This window comes from Cryobacterium sp. Hh11 (genome assembly GCF_004404045.1).
GTDB classification, from domain to species: Bacteria; Actinomycetota; Actinomycetes; order Actinomycetales; family Microbacteriaceae; genus Cryobacterium; species Cryobacterium levicorallinum.
This window is the reverse complement of record NZ_SOHF01000019.1, coordinates 23,153-44,367: the sequence shown is the minus strand read 5'-3', so window position 1 is coordinate 44,367 and position 21,215 is coordinate 23,153. Positions and strand designations below refer to the sequence as shown.

19 protein-coding genes, 1 tRNA gene and 1 pseudogene are annotated in these 21,215 nt (G+C 63.8%); 15 read left to right on the top strand and 6 right to left on the bottom strand.

The features are described 5' to 3' along the window. Window positions 1–106 precede the first annotated feature (106 nt). Both E3T46_RS08505 and E3T46_RS08495 read left to right on the top strand, forming a co-directional pair. Window positions 107–1,186: a TM2 domain-containing protein gene (locus E3T46_RS08505; RefSeq protein ID WP_134578219.1), complete on the top strand. Its 1,080-nt coding sequence runs from the start codon at window positions 107–109 to the stop codon at window positions 1,184–1,186. Window positions 1,187–1,611: 425 nt separating this feature from the next. Then, complete coding sequence (locus tag E3T46_RS08495; RefSeq protein WP_134578218.1) at window positions 1,612–2,679, top strand: NAD(P)-dependent alcohol dehydrogenase; 1,068 nt, start codon at window positions 1,612–1,614, stop codon at window positions 2,677–2,679. A 179-nt stretch (window positions 2,680–2,858) separates the two neighbouring features. Here the strand turns inward: E3T46_RS08495 and E3T46_RS08490 are convergent, their stop codons facing one another. Continuing rightward, on the bottom strand, window positions 2,859–3,737 hold the full coding sequence (locus E3T46_RS08490; protein ID WP_134578217.1) for a helix-turn-helix transcriptional regulator: 879 nt from the start codon (window positions 3,735–3,737) through the stop codon (window positions 2,859–2,861). A gap of 101 nt (window positions 3,738–3,838) precedes the next feature. Between E3T46_RS08490 and E3T46_RS08485 the strand changes: the two genes are divergently transcribed. Continuing rightward, window positions 3,839–4,858 carry an NYN domain-containing protein gene (locus E3T46_RS08485; protein WP_241980546.1) on the top strand — a complete coding sequence of 340 codons (1,020 nt, stop codon included), beginning with the start codon at window positions 3,839–3,841 and terminating at the stop codon, window positions 4,856–4,858. Window positions 4,859–4,949: 91 nt separating this feature from the next. On the opposite strand, the gene E3T46_RS08480 is transcribed toward E3T46_RS08485, so the two are convergent. Beyond that, a complete protein-coding gene (locus tag E3T46_RS08480) occupies window positions 4,950–5,711 on the bottom strand; it encodes an MOSC domain-containing protein (protein WP_134578216.1) in 762 nt (253 codons plus the stop codon). A gap of 292 nt (window positions 5,712–6,003) precedes the next feature. On the opposite strand from E3T46_RS08480, the gene E3T46_RS08475 reads away from it, so the two are divergent. Continuing rightward, window positions 6,004–6,080: transfer RNA gene (locus E3T46_RS08475), tRNA-Pro, on the top strand. Between the two features lie 235 nt (window positions 6,081–6,315). On the opposite strand, the gene E3T46_RS08470 is transcribed toward E3T46_RS08475, so the two are convergent. Further along, window positions 6,316–6,849, bottom strand: coding sequence for a hypothetical protein (locus E3T46_RS08470; protein WP_134578215.1), 534 nt, complete (start codon window positions 6,847–6,849; stop codon window positions 6,316–6,318). Between the two features lie 429 nt (window positions 6,850–7,278). Here E3T46_RS08470 and E3T46_RS08465 point away from each other — a divergent pair, with 429 nt between their 5' ends. Together E3T46_RS08465 and E3T46_RS08460 are read left to right on the top strand one after the other, a co-directional pair. After that, window positions 7,279–7,746, top strand: coding sequence for a hypothetical protein (locus E3T46_RS08465; protein ID WP_241980544.1), 468 nt, complete (start codon window positions 7,279–7,281; stop codon window positions 7,744–7,746). 98 nt (window positions 7,747–7,844) lie between these two features. Further along, on the top strand, window positions 7,845–8,312 hold the full coding sequence (locus E3T46_RS08460; RefSeq protein WP_134578213.1) for an SRPBCC family protein: 468 nt from the start codon (window positions 7,845–7,847) through the stop codon (window positions 8,310–8,312). 110 nt (window positions 8,313–8,422) lie between these two features. Here E3T46_RS08460 and E3T46_RS08455 read toward each other — a convergent pair whose 3' ends face one another. The 3 genes from E3T46_RS08455 to E3T46_RS08445 all read right to left on the bottom strand — a co-directional run bounded on the left by E3T46_RS08455 (window position 8,423) and on the right by E3T46_RS08445 (window position 11,721). Continuing rightward, a complete protein-coding gene (locus E3T46_RS08455) occupies window positions 8,423–10,324 on the bottom strand; it encodes an ABC transporter ATP-binding protein (protein WP_134578212.1) in 1,902 nt (633 codons plus the stop codon). A 232-nt stretch (window positions 10,325–10,556) separates the two neighbouring features. Then, window positions 10,557–11,165, bottom strand: coding sequence for a hypothetical protein (locus E3T46_RS08450; RefSeq protein ID WP_134578211.1), 609 nt, complete (start codon window positions 11,163–11,165; stop codon window positions 10,557–10,559). Further along, window positions 11,152–11,721, bottom strand: a complete 570-nt coding sequence (locus tag E3T46_RS08445) for a sigma-70 family RNA polymerase sigma factor (protein ID WP_134578210.1) — start codon at window positions 11,719–11,721, stop codon at window positions 11,152–11,154. Before E3T46_RS08445 ends, E3T46_RS08450 begins: the two co-directional genes overlap by 14 nt. A gap of 610 nt (window positions 11,722–12,331) precedes the next feature. Between E3T46_RS08445 and E3T46_RS08440 the strand changes: the two are divergent. The 9 genes and pseudogenes from E3T46_RS08440 (at window position 12,332) to E3T46_RS08400 (ending at window position 21,100) form a co-directional block, all read left to right on the top strand. Further along, window positions 12,332–13,559 (top strand): annotated as a pseudogene (locus E3T46_RS08440) (ISL3 family transposase). A gap of 304 nt (window positions 13,560–13,863) precedes the next feature. Then, complete coding sequence (locus E3T46_RS08435) at window positions 13,864–14,256, top strand: metalloregulator ArsR/SmtB family transcription factor (protein WP_134578209.1); 393 nt, start codon at window positions 13,864–13,866, stop codon at window positions 14,254–14,256. Further along, window positions 14,249–15,487: an MFS transporter gene (locus tag E3T46_RS08430; protein ID WP_134578208.1), complete on the top strand. Its 1,239-nt coding sequence runs from the start codon at window positions 14,249–14,251 to the stop codon at window positions 15,485–15,487. Before E3T46_RS08435 ends, E3T46_RS08430 begins: the two co-directional genes overlap by 8 nt. A gap of 354 nt (window positions 15,488–15,841) precedes the next feature. Next, a complete protein-coding gene (locus E3T46_RS17875; RefSeq protein ID WP_166790218.1) occupies window positions 15,842–16,084 on the top strand; it encodes a hypothetical protein in 243 nt (80 codons plus the stop codon). Window positions 16,085–16,177: 93 nt separating this feature from the next. Beyond that, window positions 16,178–16,771 (top strand): DUF305 domain-containing protein, encoded by a 594-nt coding sequence (locus tag E3T46_RS08420; protein ID WP_134578206.1) that lies wholly within the window; start codon window positions 16,178–16,180, stop codon window positions 16,769–16,771. Between the two features lie 330 nt (window positions 16,772–17,101). Then, window positions 17,102–17,761, top strand: coding sequence for a M23 family metallopeptidase (locus E3T46_RS08415; RefSeq protein WP_166790217.1), 660 nt, complete (start codon window positions 17,102–17,104; stop codon window positions 17,759–17,761). Between the two features lie 34 nt (window positions 17,762–17,795). Further along, entirely contained in the window at window positions 17,796–19,013 is a 1,218-nt protein-coding gene (locus E3T46_RS08410) for a M23 family metallopeptidase (RefSeq protein WP_134578204.1), read from the top strand. 22 nt (window positions 19,014–19,035) lie between these two features. After that, on the top strand, window positions 19,036–19,962 hold the full coding sequence (locus E3T46_RS08405; RefSeq protein WP_134444500.1) for an exo-alpha-sialidase: 927 nt from the start codon (window positions 19,036–19,038) through the stop codon (window positions 19,960–19,962). Between the two features lie 223 nt (window positions 19,963–20,185). After that, complete coding sequence (locus tag E3T46_RS08400; RefSeq protein WP_134444502.1) at window positions 20,186–21,100, top strand: DUF808 domain-containing protein; 915 nt, start codon at window positions 20,186–20,188, stop codon at window positions 21,098–21,100. The last annotated feature ends 115 nt before the right edge of the window (window positions 21,101–21,215 follow it).

Here is a 21,215-nt window from a genome sequence, read left to right as displayed (position 1 = left end):
GCAGGTGAGGATCGGCCGTTGTCATTGGGGGGAATGGCCGCTCCTCACTTGCCCCTCCCAAGCACCATCACCAGCACACGCACCATCACCAGCAAAGGACGTCAAAATGACTACCAGCCAGCGCCCCGCTCCGACCGGCGTACCGACCACCCAGCAGGAACAATTCCTGCTTCCCGCTCCCCCGATTCAGGCGGCCACCATGGCCAACCCGCCCATCTCGCAGAAATCGTTCGTGGCCACCTGGCTGTTTTCTTGGCTGCTCGGCATCTTCGCCGTTGACCGTTTCTACCTCGGCAAGATCGGTACCGGCCTCTTGAAGCTGGTGACCTTCGGCGGGTTGGGGATCTGGTGGCTCGTCGACCTCATCCTCGTGCTGGTCGGTGCCCAGCGCGACAAGCACGGCCTCACACTCGCCGGCTACGGCCAGTTCAAGAAGGTCGCCTGGATTGTCACCGGCGCGGTGACCGTGCTGTCGATGATCGTGTCCGGTATCAGCGCGGGTAATGGACCGAGTGAGAGTCCGGCCGCTGTGGCGCCGGCCGCCGCAGTCGCCGATGCGGCGGACGAGCCGGTCGCTGACGAGCCGGTGGTTGAGGAGGAGCCGGTCGTTGAAGCGGCGCCCGTCGACACCGTGCAGTCCTGGGCCGACGACGCCTTCGGCACGTTCGAGGTCGTCTCGCAGACCGGCTTCGGCGATAACCTCGTCACCCTGCCCGCCGGTGCCACCGCGGGGATCGTCACCGCGACCCACGATGGGAGCAGCAATTTCTCGATTTCCGTTCTCGACGCTGCTAATGCATCCACTGGGCAGCTGCTCGTGAATACGATTGGCGCCTACAACGGCACGACCGAGTACGGCTTCAGCTCCTTCGGTGAGGACGCGACGCTGCAGATCACCGCCGATGGCAACTGGAGTCTGACCATCGCGCCGATCTCTGCGGCACCCGTGCTCGCGGCATCCGGTGCCGGCGACGGCGTGTTTCTCTACGAGGGCTCAGCCGGCAAGCTCACGGCGACCCACGACGGCTCGAGCAACTTTGCCATCATCGAGGAAACCGACGAGCTCTTCAGCATGGGGCTGCTCGTGAACGAGATCGGGCCTTACTCGGGAACCGTGCCGCTCAGCTCCGGCCCCTCGGCCATCGTCGTCAGCGCCGACGGCAACTGGACGCTGCTGGCCGAATAGCTGACGGCCGTCGCGTGGCACGTGTTTGAGAAGTTGGCACTGGTTTAAACACCTGCCGGCGTCTCAAACACGTGCCGCGGTCGTTTACGATCGGTCCGACCAGATCAGCGGGGGTCGTTTCGAGAACGGGACGCCTGAAGTCCTTCTGCGGCAGCGGGCTGTACGGCAGCACCTCGATCGCGCCAAGGGTCTCCGCAACCTCCTCAAGCACTCGCGTAATCGACGACTGGTCCTGCTATTCCCGGCCGGTGCACGGTGAAGGCGTCGCGAAAGCGGATGCCCTGGGTAGGTCAGACAGTGCCATGCTGCGGCCTCGACGGTGTCGGTGGAGCGGCGTAATGTTGCACGAGCGGATGTCACCGCCGACACGTGCCACGGCACGGGGTTCCCCCGCATTCCACCACCGGTACCGAAAGACGTTTTTTATGACGACCACCGTTCCTGCCCTCGCCGCTCCCGCGGCCAACCAGCCCCTCGCTCGCACCACCATCGAGTTGCGCACCCCCGGCGCTCACGACGTCGCGATCGACATCAAGTTCGCCGGCATCTGCCACTCCGATATCCACCAGGCACGCGACGAGTGGGGCGTTGGCCTGTTCCCGATGGTTCCCGGCCACGAGATTGCCGGCATCGTCTCAGCCATCGGCAGCGGCGTCACCCGATACCAGGTGGGCGACCGCGTCGGCGTTGGCTGCTTTGTTGACTCCTGCCGCGAGTGTGCCAACTGCCTCGCCGGCGAAGAGCAGTACTGCCTGAAGGGCGAGGTCGGCACGTACAACGACCGCAACCACGACGGCACTCCCACCAACGGCGGCTACAGCACCGCGATCGTCGTCGACGAGAACTACGTGCTCGGCATACCAGACGGCATCGAGCTCTCCGAGGCCGCTCCCCTGCTCTGCGCCGGCATCACGCTGTTCTCCCCCCTCACGAACTGGAAGGCCGGCCCCGGCAAGAAGGTTGCCATCCTCGGCATGGGCGGCCTCGGACACATGGGTGTGAAGATCGCCCACGCGCTCGGCGCCGAGGTCACCGTGCTCAGCCAGACCCTGAGCAAGAAGGAAGACGGCCTGCGTTTCGGCGCAGACCACTACTACGCCACGAGCGACCCGACCACCTTCACCGAGCTCGAGAACCACTTCGACCTCATCGTGAACACCGTGGCCGCAAACCTCGATCTGGAGGGCTACCTCAAGCTGCTCGCCCTCAACGGCACGCTCGTGCACGTGGGAATCCCCACCGAGCCTGACAGCGTGAAGATGGTTTGGCTCGCCGCCCAGCGTCGCTCCATCGCCGCCTCCAAGATCGGTGGCATCCGCCAGACCCAGGAAATGCTCGACTTCTGTGCCGCCCACGGAATCGGCGCCGACATTGAGATCATCTCGGTCGATCAGGTGAACGAAGCATACGAGCGCGTTATCCGCAGCGACGTGCGCTACCGTTTCGTTATCGACGTCGCCACGTTTGCGAACGAGACCCGCGTCGACGCGTAGGCGCACTGACCGGCGCGGCATAAGCCTCGCCGGTCGATAAAAACCCCAGGCACGAACCGCCCCGGGCCGCAGATTTCAACGCGGCCCGGGGCATCCGTCGTTAAGGAACTCCGCGCCGAGGAGCGCGCCCGTCTCGAGGCACCGTACCTGCCGCGAACGCCCGGAGGGTTCTAAAAGCGTCAGCGAAGGGACTTGAGCGCGGCGGCATCCGTTTGATCGGTACGCCACGAGGCCAAAATGCGCAGGGCGTCGCTCGAGGCGGACCCGGGTTGCGTGCTGTAGACGAAGAGTTGTTGGTCGGGTTCGCCCGGAACCGGGAAGGTTTCGTAGTCCACGTCGACCCGGCCAACGATCGGGTGCATGAAACGCTTGACTCCGAACGTGCACTCCCACACCCGGTGTTGACTCCACCAGGCGCGAAATTCGTCGCTCTTGACGGTCAACTCGCCGATCAGCTCGTTGAGTGCCCGGTCGTTCGGGTGAGATCGCGCGTCGTGGCGGAGCATGGCCGCCACGTCGCGGGCCACAATGTCCCAATCCAGGTACAGGGTGCGCGCCGCCGGGTCGAGGAATGTCCATCTGGCCATGCTGCGCCCGAGTCCCACGCCCTGCGTGAAGTCCTTCAGCAACAGCTTGGCGAGGTCGTTCATGGCCAGCACGTCCATGCCAACGCCGAGCACGAACGCCGGCTGCGCGGGGAACGAGTCCATGATGGTGCGCACTGACGGCCGAATCGTGTTGGAGCGCCGCCGTTGCTGTGTACGTCCACCGGTCGACGCCGACAACAGCGAGAACAGATAGGTGCGCTCCGCCTCATTCAGGTGCAGTACCTCGGCGAGCGCATTGACAACCGCATCGGATGCCTGCGTCACCCGGCCCTGTTCCATGCGCGCGTAGTAGTCAACGCTCACGCCGGCGAGCCCAGCCACTTCGTCACGGCGCAGTCCGGGCACTCGCCGGGCCGCCGCAAGCGGGTTGATAGGAAGCCCGACATCGGCGGGCGTTAGCCGAGCCCTGGCCGAGCGCAAAAAATCAGCGAGGGTATCTTTGTCGTCCATCCCTCCAGTATCTCTCGACTGCTTGACCGCGCACCGAGTTGCCCTCTACCCGCAGCGCAGCGCAGACTATACATACCGGATCGCAACTGAGTCTTCCGCCTGTGGCTAAGGAGCTCACCATCACTGAACCGAACGACGCCCGCGTCGGCCTTTATATCGACTTCGACAACATCGTCATCTCGCGCTATCAGCAGCTGCACGGGCGCAATGCCTTTCAGCGCGACGGCATCCGCGATTTCAACAAGTCCTCAGCGGATGCCGACCCCGAGATCGCCGCACGGCTCGCCGCCGCGACCGTTGACTTCAACGCCATCATCGACTTTGCGGCGTCCTTCGGAACTTTGGTCGTCAATCGTGCCTACGCCGACTGGTCGGTTCCGGTCAATGCAAGCTACCAGCGCCAGCTCATGTCCCGAGCGGTGGACCTGACCCAGCTGTTCACCACGACCACCCGCGGAACCAAGAACGGTGCGGACATCCGTTTGGCCGTGGATGTGGTTGAAGACCTCTTTCGGCTGCCCGATCTGACCCATGTGATCATCATCGCCGGCGATTCCGACTACATCGCGCTCGCCCAGAAGTCGAAGCGGCTGGGTCGCTTCGTGGTGGGCATCGGCGTCGCGGGCTCGACGAGCACCTCGCTGGCGGCGGCGTGCGACGAGTTTGAAGACTACGACTCGCTGCCCGGAATCGGCAAAGCCACCGCGACAGCTGCGGAGAGGCCCAAGTCCAGCAGGCGGGCGCCCGAACCTGCTGAAATTGCACCAGACCCGGCCCCCATCGAGGCCCGCAAGTTCACCACGATTCCCATGTTCTCGCACACCGATGACGCACAATTCGACGAGCCCGAAGCCGAAGACATCGACCCGCAGACCCTGGCCACCGAACTCCTCGTGCGTGCGCTGCAGATCGGTCATGCCAAGGGTGACGACGACGAATGGCTCAACACGGGCACCGTCAAGAACCAGATGCGCCGCATGGACCCGTCCTTCAACGAGAAGCCGCTCGGTTTTCGTTCCTTCACCGATTTTCTCTCGTCGCGCAGCGACCTGGCCGAGCTGAAAGAGGATGGCCCGCAGCGGCTGATCCGGCTGCGTCCGGACGCAGAGATCCAACGCTGAGCCACGCCCGCCCTGACCAGCCTCCGGAAGTCAACCGGAGGCTGGGGCCGGCAGTCTCCCGGCGTCGCAAGGACCTGACCAGCGGGTCTGCTCAGTGGGGTGGTACGACCCGCACGTGGTCGCCGACCGACACGGTTCCCGGACGGATCACCTCGGCATAAACGCCAAACATGATGTCGCTCGCCTGCAGCCGGTAGTTGGCGAGTGTTTTTAGCAGGTGGGTGCCGCGAGCGCCGGAGTCGGGGTCAATGTCGATGACCGCGCACCGGGGAATGCCGCCTTTCACGAGGAGTCGGACTCCCCCGAGCTCGAGTTCGTGGCCAGCCCAGGAGTCTTCCACGTGCGCGTCGGCGTCGCCGGTGTCAATGGTGAAAGTGCCGCGGAATCGGCGCGTATCGACCGCTGTTTGCGATTCGCCGGCCAACCGGGCCAGGGAACTCGACGTGGTGATCGTGACGGAGTCGCCGTACACCACGGATCCCGTGACAGCGCTCCGCGCGAGGGTGACGCTGCGCCCCAGCAGCCGGGAGAATTCAGTGGCCCACGGCCCCTCGATCACCTGCATGGCGGTGGATCGACCCCAGTAGTCCAGGTCGAGATACTCGTCCGTCATTTCGGGTTCCGCCGCAACTCGGCGGCTATCGAACGCGACGGCTAGCACGCCGTCAGCCCAGCGAGCCTCGCACCTCACCAGAAGCGGATGCTCAACCGTCTTTAGAATGGTGCCGGTGTTTCGATCGACGACGGCGAATTCGCGGTCACCGATGGGACCGTCGACCGCGAGCGAAACGGTCTCACGTGGCTGGTGGCGACCACCTTTGAGGGGCGACAGCCCGATCTCTCGAATGTGCATGATGCCGTTCAGCCTACCGAGCAGCTTGGTTGTGCACGAGGTGAACCCGCATCCGTCATGACTACATTTTCGTAGCACGGCCGCCTACTCCAAGACCGCACCCAGCGCGAACTGGCTGCCGATTTGAGAACCAGCCAGCGGTACGTCTACGAAATGAAAACCGGCAAACCGCGACGGCACCGCGTGCTTCCCAGCCGTCGCCCCATGTGTTCTTGGGCGCTCTCAGAAAGCGGTAAGCTCTTACAGTTGTCTTCCGCAGGTTTTGATCGTTGAAATCGTGTTGTGGGAGCGGCGGGCTGTGGCGCAGCTTGGTAGCGCACTTGACTGGGGGTCAAGGGGTCGCAGGTTCGAATCCTGTCAGCCCGACCAAAGGGCCGTTCGCGAAACTGTTCGCGAAACGGTCTGGTTGGAACAAAAAGAAATCGCTCCTGAGGATTCTCAGGAGCGATTTCTTGTTTAAGTGGATGTTTCGTGAGTCTCTACCGGCGATTCGAGTCGTTTGACTGCCGGACTGGTGATTCTGGGCCTTTCAGGGCGCGTCGGATTGTCCAGAATGCTTGGAGTTTGCCCTCTCGGACGGTACGGGTGGCCTCGCTGGACCGGTTTAGGTTCTCCGGGGAGGTCCGCCGGTCTCATCGGATGCTGGTGATGCGGTAGCTGTACTTGGCGGCGTCACCCCGGGTGGGTAGGTCCCGGTGTAGGGGTTGTGCCATTCGCGGTCGCGGCGGCGAACGAGGGCGACGCCAGGTTCGACGAACGTCTGCTTTCTCGCGTCGGCTTTGATTTTGTCGCTGATGAAAGCGGCGATTTTGCGCAGGTTGAAGTTGGTGAGCAGCATGGTCACGATGATTTGCGCGGCGCCGAATCCGCGAACGCGGCGGCGACTGGCCGATTGAATGTCCTCCGTTCCACCGGTTTTCACCTGGTTGTTGAGCGACTCGATGCTGTTGCGGGCATGGGTGTGGAAGACCTCCCATTCCTTGGTGCCATATTCAAACGCCTGGGCACTACGGCGATTCTTGGCGGTGTCAAACGACACGGAATGCTGGCTGAACCGTCCCTGATTTCCTGCCGCTTTCTTTCTGGTGAAAGGATTCGGATATGCCCAAGAAACACCCAACAGCGGTTTGCGGATCACCCCGGGCGGTTGCGAATGTCCTCGTCGCTCTGAATGGGTTGGTCCGGTCGGACCCACTGCTGCTGGACAACAAATGGGCTCCCGCACTGCGTCTGATCGTCGACTTGAACCGCGCCATTCAGAATGGTGCTGAGCGCGCAAGCCGGCCGCGCCGTTGACGCTGAGATCGTCGCGGTACCGGAGCACGGAAAGGATGAAACTCAGGCTTGCGTCATCTTGCTAGATTCCGTCTAGAGAAAGCATGCAGGGGTGTGTTGTCGGATAGCGTCACATTTATTTCGCGGTTCGCGGGCTTGTCCATCTGTGGAGGTGCGCACGCGCAAGCACTTCCATGGCTACGGTTGTAACGAGCACAGTGATTGAGAGCGCGTGATGACGTACAGCGTAATTCGAGTTCGCGCGACGCCTAGTGCCTCGCGCTCAGGGCACATGGGTGGCGTGCTCGTGGTTGCTGGTATCGCGGTGGCCGCGTGGATCTCTTTCGGCCGCCACCTCTTCGGGATCGGTGGCGACCTCACCATCATTTACGCGGCGACGCTGGGTGTGACTTTTGCCGCCTTGCTGGTGTTCACGGGGCTCGCGGTACGACGCACGGCACGTCGAGGGTTCGAAACTCGCGCGATAACATACGTGTTTTTCCTTGCATCAGGCGTTATCGGACTCTTGTTGGGACTCACGCTTCCAGATTCAACACCTCGCGGTTTGCAGACAATCATCAGTGGACCCACACAGCCTGCGTTGGATATCGCTATTGGTATCGCGAACCCCCTGGGCGTTATCGGAATCGCGACCGCGATCATTGCGCTCGTGCTTTCGATTCGCGATTCGCGCGGGCGAATCACGCTTGTTGAGTCTTGGGGCGACGAGGATGACGGCGCCCTTGTCGACCCCGCGTAGCGGCAATTCGTTGCACCGACCGCTCCCGAAAAACCCACGTGCAGCGCGTCAGGCCGAAAACACCGTCTAAGAGACAGCCCCCACCTAGGCTGAGCAGTATGACGGTCGAACAGGTTGAGCAAGGGCCTCGCCAAGTCGCGCGCACTGTTGAGGTGTCGGCTTCGGCCGAAGACATCTTCGCGTTGGTGGCTGATCCGCACCGTCACGGTGAGCTGGACGGCTCGGGCACCGTCGGCGGTACGGTGTCGGGGCCGCGGCGGCTCACCCAGGGCGCAAAATTCTCGGTAGCGATGAAGCAGTTCGGCGTCCCGTATCGCATCACCAGCACGGTGACGCGCATCGAAGACGGTCGGCTTGTAGAGTGGCGTCACCCCGCGGGACACCGGTGGCGCTGGGAACTCACGCCGCTCACGCCCACGTCTACGCGCGTTACTGAGACGTTTGACTACAGCACCGTCCCAGCCGTTCAGGGAAAAATATACGAGCTGCTCGGCTTTCCTCGGCAGAACGCCGCCGGCATCGAAGCCACCCTTCGCCAACTCACCTCGCGCTCCGCCCGCGCTTGACGTGAGGCCACCAGGCCGGAGTCGGTTACGCGGCCGTGATTACCAGCGCCACCGACTCGTCGGTCGTCCGGCTCAGCCGCCGGACCGCATGGTGGCAAAGTGCTCAGTGACTAGATCCCGCTTAGCACTTCCGCATCTGCCGCAACATTCTTCTGCACGGCGAACTGGGTCCGGTGCAATTCCTCGTACCGCCCACCCACCGCCAGCAGTTCCTCGTGCGTACCGCGCTCCACGATCAAGCCGTCCTCAACCACGAGGATCAGGTCCGCGCTGCGGATGGTGGAAAGGCGGTGTGCGATCACCATCGCTGTCCGTCCCTCGAGCGCCTCGCTGAGCGCCGCCTGCACGGCGGCCTCAGACGTAGAGTCCAGCGCCGCTGTCGCCTCGTCGAGGATGACGACGCGCGGCTGGGCGAGCAGGAGCCTGGCGATGGTCATCCGCTGGCGCTCTCCCCCGGACAATCGGTAGCCACGCTCGCCCACCATGGTGTTCAGCTGGTCGGGCAGGGACCGGATGAGCGGCTCGAGCCGCGCACGGCGAACGGCATCCCACACCTCATCGTCGGACGCTTCCGGCCGCGCGAGCCGCAGATTGGAGAGGATGGTCTCGTGGAACAAGTGGCCGTCTTGCGTCACCATACCCAGAGTGTGCCGCATGGAGGCGAACGTGACATCGCGGACATCCGTCCCCGCGAGACGCACGGCCCCGCTGTCGACGTCATACAGGCGCGAGAGAAGCTGCGCAATCGTGGATTTGCCGGCACCGGACGAACCAACGAGGGCAACGGTCTGACCCGGCTCGATCCTGAAGGACACGCCGTGCAGTACCTCCTCGCCGCCGCGGGTGTCCAATGTGGAAACCTCCTCGAGGGAGGCGAGAGACACCTTGTCCGCGGACGGGTAGGCGAAGCGCACGTTGTCGAACTCGACGGACACCGGGCCTTCGGGCACGGCGACGGCGTCGGGCTTCTCCTTAATGAGCGGGTCAAGGTCGAGCACCTCGAAGACGCGCTCGAAGCTGACCACCGCGCTCATAATCTCCACCCGTGCGTTTGCGAGGCCGGTGAGCGGCGCGTAGAGGCGGGTGAGAAGGAGCGCCAGGGTGACCACGTCACCGGTGTTCAGCTGGCCGGCTAGTGCGAGGAAGCCGCCGAGCCCGTACACGAGCGCCAGGGCGAGAGCGGAGACGAGCATCAGTGCGGTGTAGAAGACGAACTGCAGCATCGCGGCCCGCACACCGATATCGCGGACACGGGCGGCGCGGACGCGGAACTCCTCGGCCTCCTCGTCGGGCCGGCCGAACAGCTTGACGAGGGTGGCGCCGGGCGCTGAGAAGCGCTCGGTCATCTGCGTGCTCATGGCGGAATTGTGATCGGCGGCCTCGCGGCGGAGCGCGGCGAGGCGGCTCCCCATGCGGCGGGCGGGTACCAGGAAGATGGGGAGCATGATCACGGCGAGAACCGTCACGAGCCAGGACGTGCTGAGCATGACGATCAGGGTGAGGATCAGCGCCACGACGTTCGTGACCACGCCGGACAGCGTGCCGCTGAAGGCCTGCTGAGCGCCGATCACATCGTTGTTGAGGCGGCTCACGAGCGCGCCCGTTCGTGTGCGGGTGAAGAACGCGATCGGCATCTTCTGCACGTGATTGAAGACGGCGGTACGGAGGTCCAAAATCACGCCTTCGCCGATCCTCGCCGAGTACCAGCGCGTCACGAGTGACACGGCTGCGTCGGCCACTGCCACGAGCGCGATGACGACGGCGAGCCACACAATCGTGGTGACCGCGCCCTGGGCGACGATGACGTCGACCACCTGGCCGGCGAGTACCGGCGTCGCGACCGCGAGGAAAGCTCCCACGGTGGAGAGGGTGATGAAGATCAGCAGCTTGGACCGGTAGGGCACCGCGAACGTCATGATCCGCCTCACGGACTCACGGGAGAAGCCGTGCTTGCCGTCCCTAGCACGCGAGATCTTGTGCAGCGAGCTCCAGGCCGCGCCTTCCATGCTCATGGTGGTTCCTTTCGCTCGTACTAAACCAAGTTTAGATAACGAGTTGCCCGAGCTCGGTGTTCTCCCCAGTGGCGGCGAACCGGGGCTTCTTTCATGAAACGGCTCGGCCGCCAAAGAGAAATCGCTCCTCGAGCGATTCTCAGGAGCGATTTCTGTTACGAGCGGATGCTGCGCGAGCGTTGATGGGACGATTCCACGCACTTTTCCCGCCAGCCGCTCGCTCGTTCCTAGATCAGCCAGGGAACGCTGCGTCGTAGACCGCGCGAAGCTCGGCACTGTCGGCCCCGGTCACGCCGCATCCCGTGATCGTTCCATCGACTGCGCCGACGAGGTAGCTCTGGCCGACCGCGAAGGGCACGCCCGAGAAGTCAGAGGTCATCGCGTTGACCTGCGCCACCTCTACGCGGTCGGCGACCTCGCCGACAAAGCGCTCTGTGACCTCCAGCAAAACGGTGTTGCCCTGGATCTGCAGCACCGTCGCGGCGAACGCCTGCTCCTGCGCCGCGACGGTCGCCGGCTCGAGTACGAGGCAGCTACCGCTCGCGAGGCCTCCACCCATGGGAGGCTGCAGCGCCTCGATGGTGGGTTCCGGACCACCGAGAACGAGGGGTACGACGATAGCGGCGGCGATGGCGAGGCCCGCGGCGACGCCGGCCACCGGCATCCACCGCCGGAACGCGCGTCGCGGCGTCTCGGGGGTGACAGTCGGGGTGGTAACGGATTGGTCGGTCATGATCTGCTCCATTCTGTGGTCGAGCCACGTCGGCGAGGCAGGGGGCAGCGCGCGGGCCGGATCGGCGGCGCGCAGCTGATCGCGCAGCGCACGGTCATCGTCGTGCATCGTCGCTCCCTTCGTCGTAAGGTATATGTCCGGTCGGGTGGCCCGATTTCAGTAGCTCCTGCTTGAGGCGCGCCTTCGCGCGGTGCAGCCGGATCGCCGCTGCGTTCGCGCTGACGCCGAGCACAACGGCAATCTGCGGGCTCGTCAACTCGTCCCACGCCCACAGCCGCAGGATCTCGGCATCGTCTCGACGCAGGCCGGCGAGGGCTGCGGTCACGCGGGCCGCCACGGCAGTGCCTTCATCGACGGTGGATGCTGCCGGGTTCTCGTGTGCAACGGCCGGCGGCGGGTCGATCGCGATGATGCGGCCGATGAGACGGGTGCGGCGACGCTCGGCGCGTTGGGCGTTGCTGAGGCACTGTCGAGCGACGACGATCGCCCAGGGGAGGGCATCGTCGGGCACCTCGTCGAGGCGGCGCCAGCACACGAGCAGCGTGTCGCCGATCACATCGTCGGCCGTCGCGGCGTCGGTGCGGCGGTGCAGGTAGCGGCGTACAGGGTCGCCGACGAGCGCGACGAGGTTGCGCATCCGCTTTTCGCGCTGGGTGTCGGTCACAACTCTCATACTGAGGCATGTCCGGCAGAGGCGCGAGGATTTCATGCGAGGCACGCTCGCACCGTTTCACCCCGTCGGTTCCCGGCCTGGGCCACATCTATGCCCCTCTACGTGGACCTTGCGGCCGGGAAAGGCCTGGATGCTCGATGCGGTGTCAACGGCCGCATCATCGAGAATTTGCTGCCAGCACTCAATGACGTCCGTGCACAGCGAGGTGATTACCGGCGGTTCATGAGGGCGTGCAGGGCTGCGCGACGCGCTGCGGTCATCCGAATCCCCGCGAAGCGGTGAGTGCTAATTTCTGCGAACTGGAGGAAAATCGCGCGCCGTGCGGAGGAAAATCGTTCCCCGATTCCCCCGCGATCCGCGCCCTGCTGGGTTTCGCGAACGGCCCACCAAAAGTCCCGGAAAATCGCAAGATCTGCCGGGACTTTTTCCGGCTCTCTTGACGTAACCGTGGGTCCGTCAAGAGAGCCTTAAGGGCCGTATGCCGCTCTCCGCCTAGGTTTCTAACTGTCAAAGGTAAGAAACTCGGGAGCGGAAAAGCGGCGTGCAAATTCTAAGAGTATGGTGAACCCTTCTCGGTGTCGAGAAGACGTTCGTCGACGACATCGATCTCGACCTGGAGGGCAGGATTCTGATCGCTTCGGTGCGTCCGATGGCGTCCAAGCGAAACCGCTGCGGGTCCTGCCAGAAACGCAGCCCACGCTACGACCTCGGTGATGGGCGACGTCGCTGGCGTGCGTTGGACCTGGGCTCGATTCAAGTTCACCTCGAAGCTGACGCACCCCGAGTGTCGTGCCGTGTCCACGGCGTGACGGTCGCCGCCGTGCCGTGGGCCCGTCACCACAGCGGTCACACATTGTTCTTTGATGACCAGGTTGCGTGGCGTCGAAGACTGCGATCACCGTGTTGATGCGCATCGCGTGGCGCACTGTCGGCGCGATCATCACCCGGGTTTGGGCCGATACCGAGAGGCAATACGACCAATTCGCCGACCTCACCCGGATCGGCATTGACGAGGTCAGTTACAAGCGTGGCCACAAGTATTTGACCTGCGTCGTCGACCACGATTCCGGCTGCCTCGTCCGGGGCCGCGCCGGGCCAGGACAAGGCCATCCTGGCGACGTTTTTCGACGCGTTAGGGCCCGAACGGTCGGCCCAGATCACGCATGTGTCCGCGGATGGTGCGGCTTGGATCGCCAGTGTTGTCACGGAATGAGCGCCCAACGCCGTTCGGTGCGCTGATCCGTTCCACGTCGTGAAATGGGCCACCGAAGCCCTCAACGACGTCCGCCGGGCCGCGTGGAACGAGGCCCGTACAGCCGCCCGGCACAACGATGCCCGCCGCACTCGCGGCCGACCCGCTGCCGATACTCCGGCCCGCCCGGATAGTGCTCGAGCTGCTGGCATCAAGAACTACTGCTACGCCCTCTGGGAGAACCCTGAGAACCTGACCGAGAAGCAGCAAGCAAAACTCGCCTGGATCGTGCAGACCGACCCTCGCCTGGCCCGCGCTTACTACCTGCAAGCAGGCCTCCGCGTGATCTTCAATCTGCCTCTCAGTGAGGCGACCGAAGCTCTCGACAAATGGGTCGGGGGGCCGCCGCTGCCGAATCCCCTCCTTCGTGAAACTGCAGAAGAGCATCGTCAAACACCGCACCGCGATCCTCGCATCCATCGAGCACGGCCTCTCCAACGACCGCGTCGAATCCATGAACACCAAGATCCGCCTCATGACCCGCATCGCCTTCGGCTTCAAATCCCCTGACGCACTCATCGCCCTCGCCATGCTCAGCCTCGGCGGGCACAAACCTGTACTTTTGGGCCAGATTTAACCCACGGAAGAGGCAGGAGAACCCTAAGTCAGTTCTATTTTTCCTGATCCGACAGGCATTCTCGCTTTAACGCGCCGCCACAACCTCAACTCGACCGGTGGATCGAGGCTAAGAGACCCTGTAGGGGAAGTGTTAAGGACCGGGTTGCGGGCCATCGTTTTCATGACCGCTGACACGCGCCGCGACGGGCCCGCCAACCAACGCCATAGCTGACCGCCAGCGTCTCGCCCGCGGGTTGGACCACCGATCTCACCCGGTCCAGCGCCTCTATCGCAATACAGGATGCATGTGCAAGAATCTGCATATGAATGCAGATAAGAAGACGTGCACGCTTGATTCGGATGGGGAGTACGTCGAGCTGGCCGTGGAGGTCTTCGCCATGCTCGCCGACGCTACGCGAATTCGCATCATTCTGGCCCTCCGCGACACAGAGCTGTCGGTCAACCAGCTCGCCGAGACAGTCGACAAGTCTCAAGCTGCAGTCTCCCAGCACCTCGCAAAGCTGCGGCTCGGGCGCATCGTGGCGACCCGCCGCGAGGGCACGCGGGTGTTCTACCGTCTGGCCAATGAGCATGCCCGCCAGCTCGTTGCGGATGCGATTTCCCAGGCCGAGCATGCCGTCGAGGGCACACCGGCACACCACCGGCATCCGCTTGAACGGGCTACTGACGCAGTCGACGGGAGCGCTCATGCTTGAGGTTCTGCGAAACCGCACGTACCGCCGATTGTTCAGCGCGCAAATTGTGGCGCTGATCGGTACCGGACTGCTCACCGTGGCATTGGGCCTGCTCGCCTTCGACCTGGCCGGCGGCGACGCCGGAATCGTGCTCGGCATTGCGCTGACCATTAAGATGCTCGCCTATGTCGGTATCGCCCCGGTGATCTCCGCCCTGACGGCGCACGTGCCGCGCAAGATGCTGCTGGTGTCAGCTGATGTGCTGCGCGCGATCGTCGCGCTCTCGCTGCCGTTCGTCACCGAGGCCTGGCAGATCTACGTGCTCATCTTCGTGCTGCAAGCCGCCTCCGCCACCTTCACCCCGGCATTCCAAGCGCTGATTCCGGCTGTGCTTCCGGATGAAGGTGAATACACCCGGGCATTGTCGCTGTCGCGACTGGCTTACGACCTCGAATCGCTTCTGAGCCCCATCCTGGCCGCCGCCCTGTTGACCGTGATCAGTTACCATTCTCTCTTCGTGGGGACTGTCGTCGGATTCGTGGGTTCTGCCCTGCTCGTGCTCACAGCCACCCTGCCTACGCACCGGGTCGCCACTCCAACACCATTTCTGGACCGCCTTACCCGCGGCGGACGCGTCTTCTGGCGCACACCGGAATTGCGCGCGCTGCTCGCCATGAACATGGTCGTCGCGACGTCAACCGGCATGGTCATTGTGAACACCGTCGTACTCGTACAAAGCCACTTCGGCCGCGCTCAGTCTGACTTCGCCCTCGCTCTGGCCTGCTACGGATTCGGGTCCATGCTCGTCGCGCTCGCGCTTCCACGGGTACTCGAGCGCTTTGACGACCGGAACGTCATGCTGCTCGGCTGTGCGGTGCTGCCCGTCGGGCTTCTATCCCTCACCGGCATTGTTGTCGCGCCGGCAACACCTTTAACTTGGTCTGGCCTCCTCGTGATCTGGTTCGTGCTCGGTACCGCGACCTCGTCCATCCTGACGCCGTCGGCACGGCTGTTGCGCCGCTCGTCCGACGAAACGAATCGGCCGGCCGTCTTTGCCGCACAGTTCTCCCTCTCGCACGCCTGCTTCATCGTCACCTATCCTCTCGCCGGGATACTCGGTGCCGTGCTCGGTCTAGCACCGACTGCAGGGGTGCTCGCCGGCATAGGGATACTCGCCGGCATCATTGCGCTTCGGACGTGGACCGCTCCGACGACACCTCTGGCACAGGTGGAATCAACGGTGGCTGCCTGAAGCGTTGCCCGTGCCGTCCGCAGAAAGCGCCGTCACCGCCCGCAGTTGTGCTCGCGTGCGACTGGCACTCAGGATTCACAACGCGCCGTGGGGTATTCTGCGAGGGAAGACATTGGCAGTTCAATCTTGGCTGTAGGTAATGAAGTAGGTGAAATGACACGGGATCGCGCGGCACAACGGATCTCTGCACCCGTCTCTTTGTCGCCTTTCGTCGCCTTGCTCGCTCTCGCCGCGCTGCTTTTCGCCGTTTTCGCCATCCATTCCGAGGCCACCGGGCATGCCATGCATACGCCGCCCGCTGCTTCATCGATTGTGTCTGAGCAACAATCTTCGGTGATGGGGATGGGTGCTGTCATGGCTGCTCCCGTCGTTGCTGCGATCTCGTCGGGGAGCCTGGGCGGGATGCTTGATTGCGCCCTGCTCGCGATGACCTGCGTTCTGCTCCTCACGCTCGTCGCCCTGGTGTTCCTGACTCGGCTTCCGGCCACCTATCGGCGCCTGCTCGACGCCGGCAGTATCCTCCTGAACTCCTGGCGCACCATCGTCCTGCCGGTTCAGCGCCCCAGCCTCACTCTTCTCTCCATCTGTCGCGTTTAGACCGTGATGTAGTTCCGAGCCAGCACGTGGCTTCGGAGCTTTGCCGTGCTTGCGGCCACTCGGTTTCTACTGCCTACGACGAATGGATGAACAATGTTTAAACCACGAACTTTTCTGTATGCGGCTGTGGCCCTCGCGGCCACTCTCACCCTCAGCTCATGCGCTGGCGGCAGTCCCGCCACCGATTCAGCAGACCCCTCCGCCAGCCAAACCACAGCGGCGTTTAATTCCGCCGACGTGACCTTTGCGCAGATGATGATCCCCCATCACGAGCAGGCCGTTCAAATGAGCGATGACCTCCTTGCCAAGGACGGTATTGATGAAAGCGTGATCGACCTCGCGACGGAGATCAAGGCCGCTCAGGAACCGGAGATCACGCAGCTGAAAGACTGGTTGACGGCATGGGGCGAGGATGAAAACGGCATGTCGGGCATGGGCGGCATGGGCGGTGGCTCTGACGGGATGATGTCCGACGACGACATGATGGCCCTGCAGGATGCCTCTGGGGTAGAGGCCAGCACCCTGTTCCTGGAACAAATGACGGTGCATCATGAGGGCGCTGTCGCGATGGCGCAGCTCGAAATTGATGATGGGGAGAATGCGGATGCACAGGCGATGGCCGCCAACATCGTCAAGACGCAGACGGCCGAAATCGACGAAATGGCTAAGCTTCTCGCTTCGCTCTAGAGCGGCACGTCCGGCGGGTCCTTCTCTGGAGGACCCGCCGGTGGAACCCACCGTTCGTTTTCTGAATGACCTGCAAGGACACAAGTATGCATTGCCGTCAAATTCTTTCTCTGCTGCGCGTCGCGGGGACGGTACTACGTGGATAACACCGGTCACGTCGCCACAGCGCCCCGCCTTCCCGGCGCCATTCCACCAATGTCACGACGCGATTTGCGCGCCATGGAGAGCATGCTGCGCGCGGGTCGCTCTGACCCCTGGAAAACTGCGCCAGCGGCGAAAGTTGTACCCCGTTCGATCCCGCTGCGCCAGCGCGCTGCGGCCGGAAGCGCCATGGCGATGATCGCGCTCTTCGCAATAAGCACGTCCCTGCCCGCGCTGGCGGTCAACACAGAATCATCGCAAGCCGCTGCTGCGAGCGCCGCCCCGGCGGACGAGCTACAAAGCCTCAGCGCAGAAGGGACGGCATCCGTTCTCATTGAACGCGACGGATACACCATCACGGAAGCACCCGAACCGGCCTCGTACACCCAAGTCGCCAGCAATGGGGAATGGGCCAGCTTAAGTCCGGGCCAGCTCAGCGACCAAGGCTGGGCTCTACCAGTTCTGGGCCGAATATCGAGCCCCTTCGGTTCTCGCCCGAACAAACCCGTTGATGGTGTCGGCGACTTCCACAACGGAACCGACATAGCCGCACCCTGCGGCCAGCCCGTCTTCGCGGCCACCGGAGGCAAAGTTGTCACCTCGGGCTATCAGGGTTCCTATGGCAACTGGATTCTCATCGACCACGGCAACGGCGTCGAGACGGGATATGCCCACAACAGTCAGCTCCTCGTCGACGCCGGTCAACTGGTCGTGGCCGGTGAAATCATCGCCGTAGTGGGATCAACAGGTGCATCCAGCGGCTGCCACGTGCACTTCGAAACCCGCGTCGACGGTGAACGAATCGACGCGGAAATATTCATGAGCACCCGAGGGGTGTCACTTGGCTAGGCGCAGGGCTGGCGCTCGGTTCGCTCTCGGAGCAGTGACGGTTCTGTCGCTCCTTCTGGTCGCGGTGCCGGCCGGCGCGGCCGAGTACCCGAGCTGGTCCGATGTGGAAACCGCACGTTCGTCCGAAGCTGGTAAACAAGCGCAGGTCACGGAGTTGACCGGGCTGATCGCAGGCCTCACCGCCGAAGTGGATGCTGCGCGTGCCGAAGCATCTCGTCGCGCGGCCACCTACGAGGCTGCGCAAAACGCATTCGACGATGCGACCTTGCGAGCAACGAATTTGCGGGACCAGGCCGACGCAGCTTCGGCCGCCGCCGCCATTTCGGGCGAACAGGCCGGCCGGCTGGCGGCCATGCTCGCTCGGTCGGGGAACAGCGACCTGTCGTTGTCGCTGTTTTTAGACGGGCCTAGCGCCAGTGACCTTTTGAATCAGCTTGGCTCCATGAGCAAGCTGACCGAGCGGATGAGCGTGGTCTATGAGTCCGCCGCCGCTGATGCAAACTCCGCCAGATCGCTCACGGATCAGGCCCAGGTCGCACAGCAGACGCTCGGCGCGCTAGCCAAGACGGCTGAAACCGCGTTGGCCGACGCGATGGCCGCGAGCATCCGGGTGGAGACGGCACTGGCCGACCAGCAGGAAATTGCCGCAACTCTACAGGCGCAGCTAGCAGTTCTGACCGAGGATCGCGCCGCGACGGAAGCCGACTACGCTGCGGGCGAAGAAATCCGACGGGCAGCCGAAGCTGCCGCCGCGAAAGCGCGCGCCGCCCAGGCTGCTGCGGCCGCCGCTTCGGCGGCCGCAGCAGCGAGCAGGCCTGCTGGCGGCAGCAGAACGCCCAACGGACAGGGCTGGACCTTGCCCGTGTCAGGCTGGATTAGCTCAGCGTATGGGGCTCGACCCAATAGACCGGTGGCGGGAGTCGGTGCGTTCCACTATGGAACCGACATAGCCGCGGGCTGCGGGCAGAACGTGTCGGCAGCATCCGCTGGAACAGTCAGCTACGCCGGCTGGCTGGGCTCCTACGGCAACTGGGTCCTCATCGACCACGGTGACGGAACCCAAACCGGTTACGCGCACAACAGCTCTCTGCTCGTCAGCACCGGGCAACAGGTTTCCGCAGGCGCCACCATCGCTCTCGTCGGAACGACGGGTGCGTCCAACGGCTGTCACGTGCACTTTGAAACACGCGTCAATGGTGCCCGCGTCAATCCACAACCCTTCATGAGCACTCGCGGAGTCACTCTTGGTTAAATTCAACCGATCACAATGCCGAATGCCGGCCCTGTCGGTATCGCTCGTCGGCCTCATCATCCTTACGGGGTGTTCCACCAATAATCTGGATTCGACGCCCAGCACCAACTCGACGGCGAACGCTGTCGAGCACGTGCATGGCCTCGGCGCCGATCCCCTGACCGGAGACACCTACGCGGCCACCCACCAGGGGGTGTGGCTCATCCCGACCGGCATGCTGCCCGACACTTATCTGGCCGGAGCGCCACGAGCCGACACGACCCAGCCGATACAGATCGCCGGCCTTGCACAGGACACGATGGGTTTCACCGTGGCCGCGCCCGGGCAGTTGTTGGCGTCTGGTCACCCAGATCCAAGCGAACCCAGCGACCTGGCGCTCCCCAACCTGGGGCTCATCTCCAGCACGGACGGCGCCTCATCCTGGACGGCCCTGTCGCTGGCGGGCAAGACTGATTTTCACGATCTGGATGCCGTCCCCCTCGACGACGGTACCCTGCGCGTCTACGGGTACGACGCGGGCGCCGGGAACATTTCTATCAGTGACGACTCCGGCCTCACCTGGACAGCGGGAGCGAACCTTGCACTCCGCGACCTGAGCGCGGATCCGTCTCAGGCCGAACGGCTCTACGCCACGACCGCCGAAGGCGTCATGCTGAGCACCGACGTGGGTCGCACCTTCAGCGCGATGCCTGGCGCTCCCGTGCTGCTCCTGCTGGACACCGTCGACGCCAACGCAGGCGGAGGATTGGTCGGTCTGGATCCCAGCGGCGCAGTTTGGCGCCTGGACGGCGAGACGTGGACGCAAACCGGAACGACCGGACGTGCCCCCGAAGCGTTCGCCGTCGTCGGCGGCTCCTCGCCCTGGATCCTCGTCGCAGACGTCACCGGCATCGCCGCCAGCGACGACTTCGGGAAAACCTGGACCGCGCTGGTATCGCTGTCCAGTTAGCATGCGCAGCACCGTGCGCGTTCGGATCACATTCAACGATTTCAAACGCGAGCACGTGCCGGTTCCACTCGGCCTTGTGCGAAACGGTCACTCCGTGCGGAGCATCCTCCGCATTTTTAGAGCGGATGCCGAATTGCCACGGCTCGCACCCACCTCCCCCACGGTACTCTGGACTTCATTGCCGGTGCCCTTCACGTGGGCGCCCCCAGCCAAGGAGAACCACATGTCGGTCGGCCTACTTGCCGTCGTCGATGACATACTCACCGCCGCACTCAAAGCGAGCGCGAAGACTGCCGGTGTCGTCATCGACGACGCAGCCGTCACCCCGCAATATGTTCAGGGGCTGTCGCCCGCGCGCGAGCTGCACGTCGTCTGGCGCATCGCCCTCGGCAGTCTGTTCAACAAGTTCGTCATCATCATCCCGCTCGCGTTGCTCCTGTCCGCATTCGCGCCCTGGGTGTTGCCCTGGCTGCTCATCCTCGGCGGCACCTACCTGTGCTTCGAGGGCGCGGAGAAAGTCACCGAATGGTTCGGCGCGCATCACGCCACCGACGAGACCGAATCACGGGATGAGCGCAAACTCATTTTCGGCGCCATTCGCACCGACCTCATCCTCAGCACCGAGATCATGCTGATCGCGCTGGCCAGCCTCGACCCCGATTTCGGCATCTGGATGACGCTCGGCGCGTTGGTGGTGATCGGCCTCGGCATGACCGTGCTCGTCTACGGCGCGGTCGCGCTCTTAGTCAAAATCGACGACATCGGCCTGTCACTGATGAAAAACCCCGCACGGCGGGTGCGACGCACCGGCGCGCGCATCGTGGCCTCCATGCCCGCTGTGTTCCGAATGATCGGAATCATCGGTACGGTCGCAATGCTGTGGGTTGGCGGCCATTTGGTGATCGTCAACCTCGCCGAGACTTTCTGGCACGGCCCCTATGACGTCTTGCACACCGTCACGAACGTCATCGTAGCTGCCGGCCCCATCGTCGTCTGGGTCACCGACACCGCGATGTCGGCCGTGTTCGGCCTGATCCTTGGCCTGATCATCGTCGGGATCGTGTTCAAAATATCGGGCATGCTCAAGCGAAACAGACCAGACGTCGTCGCGGAGGAACACCCAGCGCCGCGTGTCTAGTTGACGCGTCAACGTAGTTGCCTGCCTCACCTCAGAAGCGGATGCCCGCCGGCGGCGGTCGTGGCCCCGCCTCCGGTCCGGCAACGTCGTTCCCAAACTGGGCTGCCATGGCGTG